This is a genomic window from Streptomyces capoamus, from assembly GCF_014654935.1.
Taxonomy (GTDB): domain Bacteria; phylum Actinomycetota; class Actinomycetes; order Streptomycetales; family Streptomycetaceae; genus Streptomyces; species Streptomyces capoamus.
This window is the reverse complement of record NZ_BNBF01000026.1, coordinates 1-17,317: the sequence shown is the minus strand read 5'-3', so window position 1 is coordinate 17,317 and position 17,317 is coordinate 1. Positions and strand designations below refer to the sequence as shown.

Sequence of the window (17,317 nt, the reverse complement as noted above, 5' to 3'; positions counted from 1 at the left end):
CCGTCTCGCCCAGCCGGTGCGCCAGCTCCTGGGCCCGCGCCGGCCGGGCGTCCGTAAGGATCAAGGACCCCACCTCGCGGTGACGGCTGAGCGTCCTCGCGTGCAGGGTGCCGATGCGGCCTGTACCGATGACCCCGATGCGCATGGGAACAAGGTGAGGGCGGACCCCGTACCCTGTCAATGGGTATGTCCGGACAATCGGACTACACGACTTCCCGTCAACCGGGCACGGGGCTACGCTCGGGCCCGTGCCGAAACCAGATGTGGACCCGACGGTGTCACTCGACCTCCATGTGGACCGAAGCTCACCGGTGCCCCTGTACTTCCAGCTCTCCCAGCAGCTGGAGGCCGCCATCGAGCGCGGCGGCCTGACCCCCGGCAGCCTGCTGGGCAACGAGATCGAGCTGGCCGCCCGGCTCGGCCTGTCCCGGCCGACCGTCCGCCAGGCCATCCAGTCCCTCGTCGACAAGGGACTCCTCGTCCGGCGCCGGGGCGTGGGCACCCAGGTCGTGCACAGCCAGGTCAAGCGCCCGCTGGAGCTGAGCAGCCTCTACGACGACCTGGAGGCGGCCGGCCAGCGCCCCGCCACGAAGGTGCTGGTCAACACGGTCGTCCCGGCCTCCGCCACGGTCGCCGCCGCGCTCGGCGTCACCGAGGGCGGCGACGTCCACCGCGTCGAGCGGCTCCGCCTCGCGCACGGCGAACCGATGGCGTACCTGATCAACCACCTGCCGCCCGGGCTGCTCGACCTCGACACCGGCCCGTTGGAGGCCACCGGCCTGTACCGGCTGATGCGCTCGGCGGGGATCACCCTGCACAGCGCCCGCCAGTCCATCGGCGCGCGGGGCGCGACGGCCGCCGAGGCCGAGCGGCTCGGCGAGACCGAGGGCGCCCCGCTGCTGACCATGCAGCGCACCACCTACGACGACACCGGCCGCGCGGTGGAGTTCGGCGACCACACCTACCGGCCGAGCCGCTATTCCTTCGAGTTCCAGCTGCTCGTACGCCCCTGACCGGGTGACCGTCTTCGTCACAATGTCCGGACAAGGAGGCCTCCGACGGCTCCCCGGTCGGACGGGAGGTGCCCCGCTGTTCGATACTGGAGCGTTTGGGGCCGCTGGTGCGATCGACGGCCTCTTGTCTTTCGTACAACACGGCAAGGAGGGCACGGCCTCGTGGCACGGTATCGGACCTGGGTAGGCATAGCGCTGGCGGGGGCACTCTCCGTGTCCCTGGCGGGGTGCAGCAGCACCGGCGGCAAGCGGGCGGAGGACGCCCGCAAGGCCGCCGCCGCCCAGGGCAGGGCGGCGGTGAACACCCCCCGCTGGACCATCGCGATGATCACCCACTCGGGCGACGGCGACACCTTCTGGGACATCGTGCAGAGCGGTGCCAAGCAGGCCGCCGTCAAGGACAACATCAACTTCCTGTACTCGCACGACGACGAGGCCCAGCAGCAGGCGCAGCTGGTGGACGCGGCCGTGGACAAGAAGGTCGACGGCATCATCGTCACCCTCGCCAAGCCGGACGCCCTCAAGGCCGCCGTGGCCCGCGCCGAGAAGGCCGGCATCCCGGTCATCACCGTCAACTCCGGCTCGGAGCAGTCCAAGGCCTTCGGCGCCCTCACCCACATCGGCCAGGACGAGACCGTCGCCGGCGAGGCCGTCGGCGAGGAGCTGAACAAGCGCGGGAAGAAGAAGGCCCTCTGCGTGCTGCACGAGCAGGGCAACGTCGGCCACGAGCAGCGCTGCGACGGCGTCGCCAAGACCTTCCACGGCACCCTGCGCAAGCTCTACGTCAACGGCACCAACATGCCCGACGTGCAGTCCGCGATCGAGGCCAAGCTCCAGGCCGACCGGTCCATCGACGCCGTCGTCACCCTCGGCGCGCCCTACGCCGACACCGCCGTCAAGGCGCGGACGGACGCGGGCAGCAAGGCGGAGATCGACACCTTCGACCTGAACGCCAAGGTCGCGGCCTCGCTGGAGGGCGGCACCCTCGGCTTCGCCGTGGACCAGCAGCCCTACCTCCAGGGCTACCAGGCCGTCGACCTGCTGTGGCTGTACAAGTACAACGGCGACGTCCTCGGCGGCGGCAAGCCGGTCCTGACCGGCCCGCAGATCGTCACCAAGGACCAGGCGTCCGCGCTGGCGGAGTACACCGAGCGGGGCACCCGATGAGCGCGGTCAAGGACGCGACCCTGCCGGACGAGAGAACCCTGCCGACCTCTGGGCTGCGCAAGCTCCTCACCCGCCCGGAACTGGGCTCGGTCGTCGGCGCCCTCGCCGTCTTCGTCTTCTTCGCCGTCGCCGCCGACGGCTTCCTGCGTGCCTCCAGCCTCAGCACGGTCCTCTACGCCTCCTCGACCATCGGCATCATGGCCGTGCCCGTGGCCCTGCTGATGATCGGCGGCGAGTTCGACCTCTCGGCGGGCGTCCTGGTGACGTCCTCCGCGCTGGTCTCCTCGATGTTCAGCTACCAGATGACCGCGAACACCTGGGTGGGCGTCGGCGTCTCCCTGCTGGTCACGCTGGCCATCGGCGCCTTCAACGGCTTCATGCTCACGCGCACGAAACTGCCCAGCTTCATCATCACCCTGGGCACCTTCCTCATGCTCACCGGCATGAACCTCGGCTTCACCAAGCTGATCGACGGCACGGTCTCCACCAAGACCATCGCCGACATGGAGGGCTTCTCCAGCGCCCACGCCGTCTTCGCCTCGACCCTCACGCTCGGCGGCGTCGACGTCAAGGTGACCATCCTGTGGTGGCTCGGCCTGGTCGCGCTCGCCTCCTGGATCCTGCTGCGCACCCGCACCGGTAACTGGATCTTCGCCGTCGGCGGCAACGAGGACGCGGCCCGCGCGGTCGGCGTCCCGGTCGCCAGGACCAAGATCGGCCTCTACATGGGCGTCGCGTTCGGCGCCTGGATCTCCGGCCAGCACCTGCTGTTCTCCTTCGACGCCGTCCAGTCCGGCGAAGGCGTCGGCAACGAGCTGATCTACATCATCGCGGCCGTCATCGGCGGCTGCCTGATCACCGGCGGCCACGGCAGCGCGATCGGCTCAGCCGTGGGCGCCCTGCTGTTCGGCATGACCAGCAAGGGCATCGTCTTCGCCGAGTGGAACCCGGACTGGTTCAAGTTCTTCCTCGGAGCCATGCTGCTCCTCGCGACCCTGCTCAACGCCTGGGTCCGCAAGCGCGCGGAGGCGACCAAGTGACACTCGTGGAGCTGACCGACGTCAGCAAGCACTACGGCACCGTGCGCGCCCTGGAAGGGGTCTCCCTGGAGGTCCGCGCGGGCGAGATCACCTGCGTCCTCGGGGACAACGGCGCGGGCAAGTCGACCCTGATCAAGGTGATCGCGGGCCTGCACCGGCACGACGGCGGCACCTTGCGCATCGAGGACGAGGAGACGGTCCTCTCCTCCCCGCGCGAGGCCCTGGACCGGGGCATCGCCACGGTCTACCAGGACCTGGCGGTCGTACCGCTGATGCCGGTGTGGCGCAACTTCTTCCTCGGCTCCGAACCCCGCAAGGGGACCGGCCCCCTCAAGCGCCTGGACACCGAGCTGATGCGCCGCACCACCCGCGAGGCGCTGCTCCGCATGGGCATCGATCTCCGGGACGTCGACCAGCCCATCGGCACGCTGTCGGGCGGTGAGCGCCAGTGCGTCGCCATCGCGCGGGCGGTCCACTTCGGGGCCAAGGTCCTGGTCCTGGACGAGCCCACGGCGGCACTGGGAGTGAAGCAGTCCGGTGTGGTCCTCAAATATGTGGCCGCGGCCCGGGACGAGGGCCTGGGTGTTGTCTTGATCACCCACAACCCGCATCACGCGTACCTGGTGGGCGATCGTTTCGTGCTGCTGCGGCGCGGCACGATGGCGGGCCGTTACACCCGGGACGACATCACGCTGGACGAGCTGACGCAGCAGATGGCCGGGGGATCCGACCTGGACGCCCTGCGCCACGAACTGCAACGGGGCTGAACGGCCCGGGGGGCGTCCCGCCGAGGGCCGGGGCGGGACGCCGGGGGCCGTGACGCCGAAGGGTCGTAAGGCCGGGGGCGTAAGGCCGGAGCGTGACGCCGGGGGCCGCGACGCCGCAGGGCCCTGACGCCCGGGCGCCGCGACGCCGAGGGGCCGTGACGCCGGGCGCCGAGGGGCCGTGACGCCGGGCGAGTGTGACGGTGTGCGGCTCCGCCGCGGCGGGCACGCGTCGCCGTGGCGGACCGCCCCCGGTGCGGGACGCGCGCGTTCCTCCCCCCTGCCCCGCGCGGCACCGGGGGTGGGCGTGCGGCACAATCGAGCCCGATGAGCACCTACCGCGACCTCACGGCCCCCATCGGCTCCCGCCGAGCCCCCGTCCTGCGCACGGTGGGTACCAGGGAACGCCGGTCACACCTGACTGCCCCCCGTGTCCCCACCGTCGGCATCGACATCGGCGGCACCAAGGTCATGGCGGGCGTCGTGGACGCCGACGGCAACATCCTGGAGAAGCTCCGCACGGAGACCCCGGACAAGTCCAAGAGTCCCAAGGTCGTCGAGGACACCATCGTCGAGCTGGTGCTGGACCTGTCCGACCGGCACGACGTGCACGCGGTCGGCATCGGTGCCGCCGGCTGGGTCGACGCCGACCGCAACCGCGTCCTGTTCGCCCCCCACCTGTCCTGGCGCAACGAACCCCTGCGCGACCGCATCGCCGCCCGGCTCGCCGTGCCGGTCCTGGTGGACAACGACGCCAACACCGCCGCCTGGGCCGAGTGGCGCTTCGGCGCCGGCCGTGGCGAGGACCACCTGGTCATGATCACCCTCGGCACCGGCATCGGCGGCGCCATCCTGGAGGACGGCCAGGTCAAGCGGGGCAAGTTCGGGGTCGCCGGCGAGTTCGGCCACATGCAGGTCGTCCCCGGCGGGCACCGCTGCCCGTGCGGCAACCGCGGCTGCTGGGAGCAGTACAGCTCCGGCAACGCGCTCGTCCGCGAGGCCCGGGAGCTGGCCGCGGCGGACTCGCCGGTGGCCTACGGGATCATCGAGCACGTCAAGGGCAACGTCCACGAGATCACCGGCCCGATGATCACCGAGCTGGCCCGCGAGGGCGACGCCATGTGCATCGAGCTCCTCCAGGACATCGGCCAGTGGCTCGGCGTCGGCATCGCCAACCTCGCCGCCGCGCTCGACCCGTCCTGCTTCGTGATCGGCGGCGGCGTCAGCGCCGCCGACGACCTCCTCATCGGCCCGGCCCGGGACGCCTTCAAACGCCACCTCACCGGCCGCGGCTACCGCCCCGAGGCCCGGATCACGCGCGCCCAGCTCGGCCCCGAGGCGGGCATGGTGGGCGCCGCCGACCTGGCCCGGCTGGTCGCCCGCAGGTTCCGCCGGGCCAATCGGCGCCGCGTGGAGCGCTACGAGCGCTACGAGCGGTACGCCCGCTCCCGCCGCGACCAGGACAGCGCATGACGCCGTCGCTGCCCCACCAGGGCGGCCCACCGGACGAGCCCCGGCCCGCTGCGGAGGACCCCCGCCACAAGGCCAGACGCCGGGCGCTGACCCTGCTGATCATCGTCCTGCTCATCGGCGTCCCGGCCGGCTACCTGGTGATCTCCGCGAACCAGAGCCGCGACAGCGGCAAGGACAAGGAGGCCAGGTACTCGGCGACCGGTCTCACCCCGGGCTGGCCCTCGAAGGTGCAACGCCGCCTGTACCAGGTGACCGTCCCGCACCCCGCCGACGACATCGCCTCCTACGAGACGAACAACTGGAAGACCAGCCGCCTCTACGTCCAGTTCCGGACCAACCCGGCGGGCCTGGACAGCTTCCTGGAGGCCATGGGCGCCCGCCGGGAGCAGCTGAAGAAGGGCGAGATCGCCGTCGGTGAACGGGACCGGAAGGTCAGCGGCTGGACCTTCGGCGGACCGGGCCCCTGGTGGGGCCTGACCCACGAGCAGAAGAACCCGGCCCCCACCCAGGACGTGGTCGTCAACCTGTCCGACCCGGAGCATCCCATGGTGTTCGTGGTCTCCCGCACGGTGCCGTAGCGCCGGGCCCGCACCGGCCCCGGAGCCGATTGTCGGACCCCGCCCGTAGAGTCGGAGACGGCTGGTCCGACGCACCGGCGGGAGGTGGCAGGACGTATGAGCGGCACGGCTGCGGTGGCCGAGCGCACGGGGAGCGCCCCGGACCCCGGCACGGGGACGGGGAGCGGGCACCCGGCAGTCCCGGTGCGCCTCGCGTCCGTCTACCTGCCCGCGCCCCTGCCGCGCGAGGGCCGCCTCGCCTTCTGGTCCCCGGACGGCGACCCGCTGCCCGCCGGCACCGGCCTCGCCCAGCAGGAGCTGACGGTCGTACGACGCCACGGCGCCGGGGTGCGCCGCCGGCAGGTGCCCGCGCTGACCCTGCCGCTCGCCGAGGCCCTGCCGCTGCTGGTCCGCGCCCGGCGCGACCCGGCCGCCCACCCCGCCACCGCCTGCTGGGGCGCCGCCGCCCTGCACGCGCTGCGGCTCACCGCCCGCGGCCGGCTGCTGCCCGGCATCACCCCGGCCGGCCACGACGCCTGGCGGGCCGGCCCGCTGGAGCCCGACGACATCGCCCACCTGCGCGCCGTCGCCGCCGCCCTGCCGCCCGAGGCCCACGCCGTGCCCCTCCCCGGACCGGGCCCGCTGTGCCTGCCCGAGCCGGAGGCTCTGGTCCGCTCCTTCCTGGACGCGGTCGCCGACACCCTGCCCCGCACGCCCGCCGCACCGCACACCGTCGGCCGGCCCTTCGCCGCCCGCGAGCCGCAGACCCTGCCCGGGGCCCACGCCTGGGCGGCCGAGGTCGCCGCCGGGATGGACGCCGGGGTGCGCATCTCGCTCCGTCTGGACCTGTCCGCGTACGACGTCTTCGACGCCGGCGCGCACGAGGAGGGGACGCGCGCCGCAGGCGCGGCGGTCGTGCAGGTGCACAGCCTCGCCGACCCCACCCTGGTGGCCGACGCGGCAGCCCTGTGGGCCGGGGAGGCCGACCCGGCGTTCGGCCCCCGCGCGCGCGTGGACGCGGCCCTCGCCGTCCGGCGCGCCGCCCGCGTGTGGCCGCCCCTGGACCGCCTCGCCGGCCAGGACGTGCCCGACGTCCTGGCCCTGTCCGAGGAGGAACTGGGCGAACTGCTCGGCGTGGCGACCGGCCGGCTGGCCGCTGCCGGGGTCGCCGTGCACTGGCCCCGCGACCTCGCCCGCGACCTCACCGCCAGCGCTGTGGTCCGCCCGGCGCCCGGCTCGGCGACCGACGGCACCGGCTTCTTCGAGGGCGAGGAACTGCTCCGTTTCCGCTGGCAGCTGGCGCTCGGTGGCGATCCGCTCAGCGAGACCGAGATGGACACCCTCGCCGAGGCCCACCGCCCGGTCGTACGGCTCCGGGACCGCTGGGTGCTGGTCGACCCCGCCCTGGTCCGCAAGGCCCGCAAGCGCGAACTCGGCCTGCTCGACCCGGTCGACGCACTGTCCGCCGCCCTCACCGGCACCGCCGAGGTCGACGGCGAGACCGTCGAGGCCGTGCCCGCCGGAGCACTGGCCGCCCTGCGCGACCGCCTCACCGCGGGCCTGCGCCCCGCCGAACCCCCGCCCGGCCTCGCCGCCACCCTCCGTGACTACCAGCTGCGCGGCCTGGCGTGGCTGGAGCTGATGACCTCCCTCGGTCTCGGCGGCTGCCTCGCCGACGACATGGGGCTCGGCAAGACCGTCACCCTCATCGCCCTGCACCTCAAGCGGGCCCGCACCGAGCCGACGCTCGTGGTCTGCCCGGCCTCCCTGCTCGGCAACTGGCAGCGGGAGATCAACCGGTTCGCGCCCGGTGTCCCCGTCCGCCGCTTCCACGGCCAGGACCGCACCCTGGACGGACTGGACGGCGGCTTCGTCCTCACCACGTACGGCACCATGCGCTCCGCCGCGGCCCGGCTGGCCGAACAGCGCTGGGGCATGGTCGTCGCCGACGAGGCCCAGCACGTGAAGAACCCCTATTCGGCCACCGCCAAGGCGCTGCGCACCCTCCCCGCCCCGGCGCGCGTGGCGCTCACCGGCACCCCGGTGGAGAACAACCTCTCCGAGCTGTGGGCCCTGCTCGACTGGACCACCCCCGGACTCCTCGGCCCGCTGAAGTCCTTCCGCGCCCGGCACGCGCGGGCGGTGGAGAACGGGGAGGACGAGGAGGCCGTCGAGCGCCTGGCCCGCCTGGTCCGGCCGTTCCTCCTGCGCCGCAGGAAGTCCGACCCCGGCATCGTGCCCGAACTGCCGCCCAAGACCGAGACGGACCACCCGGTACCGCTGACCCGCGAGCAGGCCGCGCTGTACGAGGCGGTGGTGCGCGAGTCCCTGCTGGCCATCGAGACCGCCGAGGGCATCGCCCGCCGGGGCCTGGTGCTGAAGCTGCTGGGCGCGCTGAAGCAGATCTGCGACCACCCGGCGCTGTACCTGAAGGAGGCGGCGGACCCCGACCGGCTCGCCGCCCGCTCCGGCAAGCTCGCCCTCCTCGACGAACTGCTGGACACCCTCCTCGCCGAGGACGGCTCGGCACTGGTGTTCACCCAGTACGTCGGCATGGCCCGGCTCATCACCGCCCACCTGTCCGCCCGCGCGGTCCCGGTGGACCTGCTGCACGGCGGCACCCCGGTCCCCGAGCGCGAGCGCATGGTGGACCGCTTCCAGAGCGGCGAGACCCCGGTGCTCGTGCTGTCCCTGAAGGCCGCAGGGACCGGCCTCAACCTCACCCGCGCGGGCCACGTGGTCCACTTCGACCGCTGGTGGAACCCGGCCGTCGAGGAGCAGGCCACCGACCGCGCCTACCGCATCGGGCAGACCCAGCCGGTCCAGGTGCACCGCCTGGTCACGGAGGGCACCGTCGAGGACCGCATCGCCGAGATGCTCGCCGCCAAGCGGGCCCTGGCCGACGCCGTCCTCGGTTCCGGCGAGGCCGCCCTCACCGAGCTGACGGACCGGGAACTGTCCGACCTGGTCTCCCTGCGGAGGACGTCATGACGGGCACCGGCCGGCCCCGCCCCGGCGACGCCGCCCGCCAGGCCCTGCGCGCCGCCCGGGACCGGGCCGGCTCGGACCGGGCCTCGGACGAGGACCAGGAGGCCGCCCCGGAGGAGACGGCGCAGGCCGGCGGCGCCGAGCCGAGGCCGGGTGACGCGGCGCGGGCCGCGCTCAGGGCCGCCGGGGCCGCCACCCGCGGGGGAGAGGGACCCGGGACCACCGCTGCGGAACCGGCGGCCGAGGCCGCCGCACCGGCAGCGGCCGAGGACGCCCACGAGGGCCGGGCTCCCGCGCCGGAAAGCGGGCGTCCCGGTGATGCGGCCCGGGAGGCGCTGCGCGCCGCCCGGCGGGAAGCCCTGCGGGCGGAGGCGGCGGAGCCCCGGCGTGAGCGCCGGGCACCCGCGCCGCCCGGTCCCGCGGCGCCGGGCGGCCGGCCCGTGCCCGGGGAGGAGTCCCGGGCCGCCAGTGCCAGGACCCTCCAGGAGATACGGCACTACGCGGCGACCGCCTTCCGCATGCCCGCCTGGTCGGAGACCCCCGACGAGGCGGAACAGCCGGCCGAGCCGGAACAGCCGGAACAGCCGGAAGAGCCGGCCGAGCCGCAAGAGCCGGTCCTCACACCCGCACCCGCACCCGCGTCCGCCGAGCCGGTTCCGCCGGCGCCGACGCCGGTGTCGGCCCCCACGCCCGCGCCCGTGCCCGCCACCATGGCCACGCCCCACCGCGACGGCGAACTCCGGCGCACCTTCCCGGCGTTCGGGCCTCGTACGGATGCCGGCGAGGACGCCCCGTTCGCCGGGACCTGGTGGGGGAACGCCTGGGTGACGGCACTGGAGCGGGGGGCGCTGGACCCCAAGCGGCTGGCGCGGGGACGGGGATACGCGGACCAGGGACACGTCGACGCGATCACCGTCACACCGGGACTGGTGCTGGCGTACGTGCGCGGCAGCAGGCCCCGGCCCTACCGGGTGCAGGTGCGGCTGCGGACGCTGGAGGACGCGGACTGGGAGCGGTTCCTGGACGCCGCCGCCGACCGGCCGGGGCACATCGCGGCGCTGCTCGACAAGGAGCTGCCCCACTCGCTCGCCGACTGCGGTGTGCCCCTGCTGCCCGGCCCCGGCGACCTCGCTCCCCGCTGCAGCTGCCCGGACTCCGGCCATCCCTGCAAGCACGCCGCGGCCCTGTGCTACCAGACGGCCCGGCTGCTCGACGCCGACCCGTTCGTGCTGCTCCTGCTGCGCGGCCGGGGCGAGAAGGAGCTGCTCGACGCGCTGTCCCGGCGCAGCGCCGCCCGCGCGGCCCGTGCCGCCCGGGACCGGCAGCCGGAGATGCTGCCCGGAGTCCGGGCCACCGAGGTCCTCGCCGAGCGTGAACGCCCCCCGCTGCCCCCGCCGTCGCCGGTGCCCCCGCACCCCGGGCAGCCCCCGGTCTACCCCTCGGCACCCGGCGGCCCCGACCCCTTCGCGCTGGACCAGCTGGCGACCGACGCCGCCGCCCGCGCCCACGCCCTGCTCGGCACCGGCCGCGACCCGGTCGGCGAGCTGACGCTGTGGCAGGACGCCGTTCGGCTGGCCGCGGCCCGCCCCGGTTCCGGGCTCACCGCGGCCACCCGCACGCTGTACGCCACGCTCGCCGGTGCCGCCGGCCGCACCCCGGCCGAGCTGGCGCGGGCCGTCGCGGCCTGGCGGCAGGGCGGCCCGGCGGGGCTGGAGGTCCTGGAGGAGCCCTGGGACCCGCCGGCCGGCCGGTTCGACCGGGCCCGTCCGCTGCTGCTCGCGGCCGACCTGCCGGCGTTCCGTCCCTGGCGCAACCGGCTCACCCACCCGCGCGGCCACGTCCAGCTGCGCCTGGGCCGCGACGGCCTGTGGTACGCCTACGAGTCGGAGCCCGGCCAGGACGACTGGTGGCCCCGCGGCACCCCCGACCTGGACCCGGTGGGCGCGCTGACCGGGCTCGGCACACCGGAGGACTGCCGCTGACCGCCCGGTCAGCCGTCCTTGGCGTACCGGTTGCGGGGAACCCGCAGGCCCAGCCGGGCCCGCAGGGTCCCGGCGCCGTACGTGCGGCGGAACGCCTCCCGGCCTTGCAGCTCCGGTACCAGCCGCCGGGTGATCGCGGTCAGGTCGTGCGGCAGGGCGCCGGGGCGCAGCCGGTAGCCGTCCAGCCCGGCCGTACGCCAGTCGAGCAGCAGGTCGGCCAGCTCGCCGGGGGTGCCGGTGAAGACGGCGGCGTCCGAGGTGTACGCGGCACCGTCCAGCGCGTCCAGGCGCTCCTTGCGCCGGGCGGCGGCGCCGGGCTCGTCGTCGAGGAAGACGACCAGGTCGGCGAACCGGCGCAGCGGCCGGTCCCGCGGGTCCCTGCCGGCCCGCTCGACGGCCTCGTCCACCTGCGCGAGGATCCCCTCGGCGCTCGTACGGTCGCGGGGGGTGACGAAGACGACGTCGCAGCCCTGCGCCGCGAACTCGTAGGGCGTCGAGGCGTGCGCGAGGCTCGCCACCACCGGCTGGCCCTGCGGCGGGCGCGGGGTGATCGAGGGACCCCTGACGCTGAAGTGCGGGCCCTCGAAGTCGATGTGGTGCAGCTTGTCGCGGTCGAGGAAGCGGCCCGTGACGGTGTCCCGTATCTCGGCGTCGTCCTCCCAGCTGTCCCACAGCCGCCGGGCCACCTCCACGACGTCGGTGGCCTCGGCGAACAGCGGACGGAGCCGCTTGGCGATCAGTTCGGGGTCGCGTACGTCGTCGTCGGTCAGCTGCGGGGTGGTGCGGCGGCCGAAGTGGGCGGCGTCGGCGGCGCGCGGGGCGATCTGCGGACGCCAGCCGGCCCGGCCCTCGCTGACGTGGTCGAGGGTGGCGATGCCCACGGCGACGTGGAACGGCTCGGTGTGGGTGACGTTGACCGTGGGGACCAGGCCGATGTGCGTGGTGAGCAGGGCGACGTGGGAGGCGACCAGGACCGCGTCCAGCCTGCCGCGGACCTGGTCGGTCCGGTCGTCGGGGCGGTGCGGTGCGGCCGACTGCGGGCCGAGGGCGTCCTCGAAGGTGACGAGGTCGAGCAGGCCGCGCTCGGCCTCGGCGACCAGGTCCGCCCAGTACGCGGCGGTGAACAGCGCGTCGGGGCGGGCGTCCTCGGCCCGCCAGGCGGCCGGGTGCCAGCCGGCCCCGTCGAGGGCGACGGCGAGGTGGAGCGGGCTGTCGTTCACGATGCCTCCCGTGCGTTCCCGGACGCGCGCCCGGCGCGCCGCTCAGGGCCGAGGCCGAGGTGGTGCCGCAGGGTCGTGCCGGTGTAGTCCGGGCGGTGGACGCCCTTCTCCTGCAGCAGCGGCACCACCCGGTCCACGAAGTCGTCCAGGCCGCCGGGCGTCAGATGGGCCGCGAAGACGAACCCGTCGGCGCCGTCGCTCTGCACGAAGTGGTCGACGGCGTCGGCGACGGTCCGCGGGCTGCCGACGAAGGTCTGGCCGCCGTGCACCTCGATCATCAGCTCGCGGATGCTCAGCCCGCGTTCCTCGGCGAGGGCACGCCAGCGCCGCGCGGTCTCGGCCCGGCCCGTGCGGAACACCGAATGCCCCTTCAAGACCAGCGACTCGGGCTCCGGGTCGATGTCGGGCAGCGGCCCGTCCGGATCGTAGGCGGACAGATCACGGCCCCAGACGGCCTCCAGATGGGCGAGGGCGGTCTGCGGGCTCACCTGGGCCCGTGTGATCTCGTCGGCGTAGGCCGCCGCCTCCTCGTCGGTGTCGGCGACGACGACGGTGGCGGTGGGCATGATCCGCAGGTCGTCCGGCGAGCGGCCGTACCGGGCGAGACGGCCCTTGACGTCCCGGTAGAAGGCGCGGGCCTCGTCCAGCCGGTTGTACTTGCTGAAGACGACCTCGGCGTCCGAGGCCGCGAACTCACGGCCCGGGTCGGACTCCCCGGCCTGGATGATCACCGGGTGCCCCTGCGGGGCGCGCGGGGTGGTGAACCGCCCCGAGATGTCGAAGTGCTCTCCGTGGTGGGCGAACGCACCGGCCCCGGGGCGCACGAACCGCCCGGCCGCCGCGTCGGCGCGCACGTCGTCGTCGGCCCAGCTGTCTCACAGCTCGCGCGCCGTGGCCAGGAACTCGGCGGCGCGCGTGTAGCGGTCGTGCTCGGCGAGGAAGCCGCCGCGGCGGAAGTTCTCACCGGTGAAGGCGTCGAAGCTGGTCACCACGTTCCAGCCGGCGCGCCCGCCGCTGAGGTGGTCCAGGGTCGCGAGCCGGCGCGCGACCTCGTACGGCTCGTTGAACGTGGCGTTGACGGTGGCGGCGACCCCGAGGCGGCTGGTGGTGGCGGCCAGGGCGCTCAGCATCGTCAGGTTGTCCGGCCGGCCCGCCACGTCCAGCTCGTAGAGGCTGCCCTTGTGCTCGCGCAGCCGCAGTCCCTCGGCGAGGAAGAAGAAGTCGAACTTGCCGCGCTCGGCGGTCCGCGCCAGCTCCACGAAGGAGCCGACGGCTATCTGGCTCCGCGAGCGCGGGTCCGACCAGACGGTGACGTTGTGGATGGCGGGCAACTGAGCGGCGAGATGGATCTGCTTCGACAAGATGCTCCTTCTGAAGCGCGCAGGCGTAACGATTTTCCGCGGGAGGACCGGGAGAAGCGGGAGAACCGGGGGAGGGAAGGGCGGGCGCCGCACGGGCCCGGGCCCGCGAACGGCGGGTGGCGGGACGGTTCAGCCCGCGGACGTCTCGGGCAACTGCCCGACGTGTCCCATGCGGTAGCCGACCCCGCGGACCGTGATGATCCACCGGCTGGAGCCGAGCTTCGCCCGCAGACTGCTCACGTGCGTGTCGATGGTGCGGCTGGTGCGCACCCAGTTGCTGCCCCAGACCTTGGCCATCAGCTCCTTGCGGGAGACGACGGAGTCCGGCCGGGCGGCCAGCGTGTAGAGCAGCTCGAACTCCGTGGCGGTCACGTCGACCACGCGGTCGCGCAGCCGTACCTCCCGCGTCCGCGGATCGATGTGCAAGGGCCGCAGCGAGATGCTGTCCGCGCCCGTCGCCTGCGGCCGGGTGCGCCGCAGCACCGCCTCGATCCGCGCGCCGATCTCCCGCGGGCTCCAGGTCCTGAGCACACAGTCGTCCGCCCCCGCCTTGAGGGCGAGCACCCTTTCCAGTTCGTTGTCGCGGTGCGTGCAGGCGATCAGGGGGATGTCGCTCTCCGCCCGCAGCGTGCGGCACACCTCCAGTCCGTCGATGTCGGGCAGGTCCAGGGAGAGCAGCACCAGGTCGGCGTCGTGGTACGACCGCAGGATCCGTGCCCCCCTGTCGAGGGTGTAGGCGGCATAGCCCTGCCGACGCAGATGAGCCGCCGTAGTCTCGGCCGCCGCGGCGTCCGGCTCCACGACCAGCACTTTCTTCACGCGCCCAGGCCTTTCGCTCCGGCGCCCGCCCAGCAGCCGGCGGCGTCGGCGCGTGCCGCGGACCGCCTCGCGGCCGGCGCGGGGACAGCGCCGGGGGCGCCGTACAGCTGCCGGTAGGCGTACGCCGCCGACACCATGGTCATGTGGTGGTGCCAGCCGGGGAAGGAACGGCCCTCGAAGTCGAGTACGCCGAAACGTTCCCCCAGTTCCACCACGGTCGCGCGGGCGGTGATCTGGCTGCGGGCCAGGGCCAGGACCTCCTCCACGCCCCGGTTCATCAGGCTGGTGATCCAGTACCGGGCGGGCTGAGCGCCGTCGGCGGACGGCTGTTCCAGGACGTGGTACGTCCGGGACACGCCGTCCTTGGCGGCCCCGCGCTGGGACAGCCGTACCGTTCCGGTGTACACGTTCACCCGTACCGCCTTCGCACCGCCCTGTTCCGACGGCCGCATCAGCACGTGCGGCTGACGGGCGTGCGGCTCCTCCAGCAGTTCTCCGACGGTGGTCACCCGCGGGGCGGGACGGCCGACGAGCACGATCTGCCCGGGGTCGACCTCGCACACGAAGTCCAGCTCGCGGCGCGCGAGTCCGGCCATGACACCGCTCGCGTCGTCGCACCGCTGGGTCAGGTTGAGCACCCAGGGCGCCTTCGGCAGCTGCGGCTGTGCGACGGTCACCCCGGCGGCGAAGCCGAGCACGAACGCCCCCACGGGGCGGCCGGTCTCCGCCTCCGGGATGCGCGCACGGCGCCGGCGCAGGTCGTCCCAGTCCCACGCCCCGTCGAGGACGAGGCTCCAGTCGACGGGGAAGCAGCAGGTGCCCGTCGCCAGGAACAGGCCGACACCGCGCTGGCAGTTGATGACGCGCCCGGTCGCCTGGTCCAGGCGGCGGTGCACCCCCACCGAGTGCTCACCCTGCTTCGGGACGAGGACGTCGGCGACCGTCCAGGCGTACACCGGGCGGTGCTCGGCGAGGGTCCGGGCGAGTGCGCGGCGCACCGGTTCCCAGGCCCACGTGCTGCTGTTGATGAACTGGTGCAGACCGTGGGCCGCTCCGGCGGGCAGCGGACCGGCCTCGGCCATGCGCCGCGGGGTCTTCTTGCCGGGGGTGTGGAGCAGACCCCACAGGTACTCCCGGGCCCAGCGGCGGTGTTCCGCCCGGTGCAGCGGATTGAATACACCTTCGGTGAACTCCTGTATGCGCTCGCGATCACCTGCTGCGACGCGCACTCCCAATGACGACATGTTTAACTACGCCCCCTCGCAGTCGTGTCGCCCCACAGTGACGATGTACGGGCAGCCGTTCGAGGGACAAAGCTACCGGCTGCATCGCCAAATTCACGCCTCGTGCTGTCACTTTGACATTTCGCCCGCTGACCAGCGCGAACAGCCCCGTGAAGGGGCGGGGGCCCAAGCGGGAGGAGAGGCTCCGGAAAGCCCCCGTGCCGCGCCCCGGACTCCGGAACGGGTGCTGTCCGCGCTGGTCACGCGGGATCGGCCGGTCCGGCCGCCGATGGTCGCGACCGCCGGCGAAGAAGGTCCGAAAGAAAGCCCGCGTGCGGTTGTCCGCATATGAACATCACATTGCGCCTCGGGTCGAGTGATTCGTTGAATTGGCGACGGTTTGCTTTTCGCGGGTGGACGTCAGGCGCCGGGCCGCCGCCCGGGGAAGCCGTGGTCGCGGGCGGCGAGCACCACCACGAGCACCGGCAGCAGGAGCAGCAGCACCGTCCAGGGAAAGGAAGAGCTGCCGGCCGCGTCCAGCAGGACCCCGCCCAGCACACCACCGCCCGCCATGGCCACGTTCCACAACGTCACGAGCATCGCCTGGGCCGCGTCGGCCTGTTCGCCGCCCGCGTCACCGACGGCCGTCTGCAACAGCGTCGGCAGCCCGCCCCAGCCCAGCCCCCACAGGGCCGCGGCGACGTACACCGGGGCCCCGCCCTCGCTCAGCACCGCGAGCAGCGCGGCGGCGGCCGCCACCAGCAGGGTCGAGGCGATCGTCAGCGCGCGCAGCCGGTGCTGGATCCGCGCGCCGGTGATCCAGATGCCGAGCAGCGAGGCGGCACCGAAGACGAGCAGGACCAGATCGGTCCGGCCGCCCATGTGCAACCCGTCCAGGAAGGTGGCGATGTAGGCGTACAGGACGGTGTGCGCCAGCACGAAGACGAGCGTCACGAACAGCACCGGACGCACCCCCGGAACACCCGAGGCCCGCAGCATGGACGGGCGTTCACCGCGCCCCTGGCCCGGGTGATCGGGCACGGCGGCGGTGGTCCACAGCAGCAGGACCACCGTGAGCGCCGTCATCGCCCAGAACGCCGCCCGCCAGCCGAGGGCCTGGCCGAGGAAGGTCCCCGCGGGCACGCCGAGGGAGAGCGCCACCGGGATGCCGGCCATGGCGACGGCGATCGCCCGGCCCTGCAGGGGAACCGGCGCCATCCGCCGGGCGTAGCCGGCGAGCAGGGCCCACGCCAGGCCGGCGGCGACGCCGGCGAGGAACCGGGCCGCCATCGTCAGTCCGTAGACGGACGACACGGCGGTGACCGTGTTCGCCACGGCGAACCCCGCCACGGCGGTGAGCAGCAGCCGCTTGCGCCGCCAGCCCGCGGTGGCCGCCGTCAGCGGGATGGCGGTGAGCGCGGTGCCGATCGCGTAGACCGTGACCGTCTGGCCGGTCGCGGACTCGCTCACCCGCAGGTCGTGGCTCATGTCGGGCAGCAGGCCCGCGGGCAGCGTCTCGGTCAGGCTGGTGATGAACACCGCGGTGGCGAGGGCGAGCAGCGCGAACATCGGCAGTCGCTGCGGCGGCTGCGCACCCTCCCGTCCGACGGGCGGCGCGGCACCGGAAGCGGCCGCGGTCTCGGGTGAGGCGCTCATGGGGCGTGTACTCCGTCTCGTGCGGGGGGGGGGGGGGGGGGGGGGGGGGGGGGG

The 17,317-nt window shown here is 74.0% G+C and carries 13 protein-coding genes and 1 pseudogene; 8 read left to right on the top strand and 6 right to left on the bottom strand.

The features are described 5' to 3' along the window. Positions 1 to 145 (bottom strand): Gfo/Idh/MocA family oxidoreductase (locus tag IE312_RS42675; RefSeq protein WP_229900668.1); only part of this gene is annotated, 145 nt, incomplete at its 3' end. Positions 146 to 275: 130 nt separating this feature from the next. Between IE312_RS42675 and IE312_RS31355 the strand changes: the two genes are divergently transcribed. The 8 genes from IE312_RS31355 to IE312_RS42670 all read left to right on the top strand — a co-directional run bounded on the left by IE312_RS31355 (position 276) and on the right by IE312_RS42670 (position 10,984). Next, complete coding sequence (locus IE312_RS31355; protein WP_189985714.1) at positions 276 to 1,013, top strand: GntR family transcriptional regulator; 738 nt, start codon at positions 276 to 278, stop codon at positions 1,011 to 1,013. A gap of 162 nt (positions 1,014 to 1,175) precedes the next feature. Then, positions 1,176 to 2,180: a sugar ABC transporter substrate-binding protein gene (locus tag IE312_RS31350; RefSeq protein ID WP_189985646.1), complete on the top strand. Its 1,005-nt coding sequence runs from the start codon at positions 1,176 to 1,178 to the stop codon at positions 2,178 to 2,180. Then, positions 2,177 to 3,220 carry an ABC transporter permease gene (locus tag IE312_RS31345; protein ID WP_189985645.1) on the top strand — a complete coding sequence of 348 codons (1,044 nt, stop codon included), beginning with the start codon at positions 2,177 to 2,179 and terminating at the stop codon, positions 3,218 to 3,220. The genes IE312_RS31350 and IE312_RS31345 overlap by 4 nt, the downstream gene beginning before the upstream one ends. Then, positions 3,217 to 3,987, top strand: coding sequence for an ATP-binding cassette domain-containing protein (locus IE312_RS31340; RefSeq protein ID WP_189985644.1), 771 nt, complete (start codon positions 3,217 to 3,219; stop codon positions 3,985 to 3,987). The genes IE312_RS31345 and IE312_RS31340 overlap by 4 nt, the downstream gene beginning before the upstream one ends. A 324-nt stretch (positions 3,988 to 4,311) precedes the next feature. Further along, positions 4,312 to 5,457: an ROK family glucokinase gene (locus IE312_RS31335; protein WP_189985643.1), complete on the top strand. Its 1,146-nt coding sequence runs from the start codon at positions 4,312 to 4,314 to the stop codon at positions 5,455 to 5,457. After that, entirely contained in the window at positions 5,454 to 6,035 is a 582-nt protein-coding gene (locus IE312_RS31330; RefSeq protein ID WP_189985642.1) for a sugar kinase, read from the top strand. Before IE312_RS31335 ends, IE312_RS31330 begins: the two co-directional genes overlap by 4 nt. A 96-nt stretch (positions 6,036 to 6,131) precedes the next feature. Further along, positions 6,132 to 9,005 (top strand): SCO1167/SCO6262 family helicase, encoded by a 2,874-nt coding sequence (locus IE312_RS31325; protein WP_189985641.1) that lies wholly within the window; start codon positions 6,132 to 6,134, stop codon positions 9,003 to 9,005. Further along, positions 9,002 to 10,984, top strand: coding sequence for an SWIM zinc finger family protein (locus IE312_RS42670; RefSeq protein ID WP_229900656.1), 1,983 nt, complete (start codon positions 9,002 to 9,004; stop codon positions 10,982 to 10,984). Before IE312_RS31325 ends, IE312_RS42670 begins: the two co-directional genes overlap by 4 nt. An 8-nt stretch (positions 10,985 to 10,992) precedes the next feature. Here the strand turns inward: IE312_RS42670 and IE312_RS31315 are convergent, their stop codons facing one another. The 5 genes and pseudogenes from IE312_RS31315 to IE312_RS31295 form a co-directional block, all read right to left on the bottom strand. After that, on the bottom strand, positions 10,993 to 12,204 hold the full coding sequence (locus IE312_RS31315) for an LLM class flavin-dependent oxidoreductase (protein WP_189985640.1): 1,212 nt from the start codon (positions 12,202 to 12,204) through the stop codon (positions 10,993 to 10,995). Next, positions 12,201 to 13,598 (bottom strand): annotated as a pseudogene (locus tag IE312_RS31310) (NtaA/DmoA family FMN-dependent monooxygenase). Before IE312_RS31310 ends, IE312_RS31315 begins: the two are co-directional and overlap by 4 nt. Positions 13,599 to 13,694: 96 nt before the next feature. Continuing rightward, positions 13,695 to 14,384 carry a response regulator transcription factor gene (locus IE312_RS31305; protein ID WP_189985639.1) on the bottom strand — a complete coding sequence of 230 codons (690 nt, stop codon included), beginning with the start codon at positions 14,382 to 14,384 and terminating at the stop codon, positions 13,695 to 13,697. Further along, on the bottom strand, positions 14,381 to 15,628 hold the full coding sequence (locus IE312_RS31300) for an IS701 family transposase (RefSeq protein ID WP_189985638.1): 1,248 nt from the start codon (positions 15,626 to 15,628) through the stop codon (positions 14,381 to 14,383). The genes IE312_RS31305 and IE312_RS31300 overlap by 4 nt, the downstream gene beginning before the upstream one ends. Before the next feature lie 399 nt (positions 15,629 to 16,027). After that, entirely contained in the window at positions 16,028 to 17,263 is a 1,236-nt protein-coding gene (locus IE312_RS31295) for an MFS transporter (protein WP_189985637.1), read from the bottom strand. Positions 17,264 to 17,317: the final 54 nt, after the last annotated feature.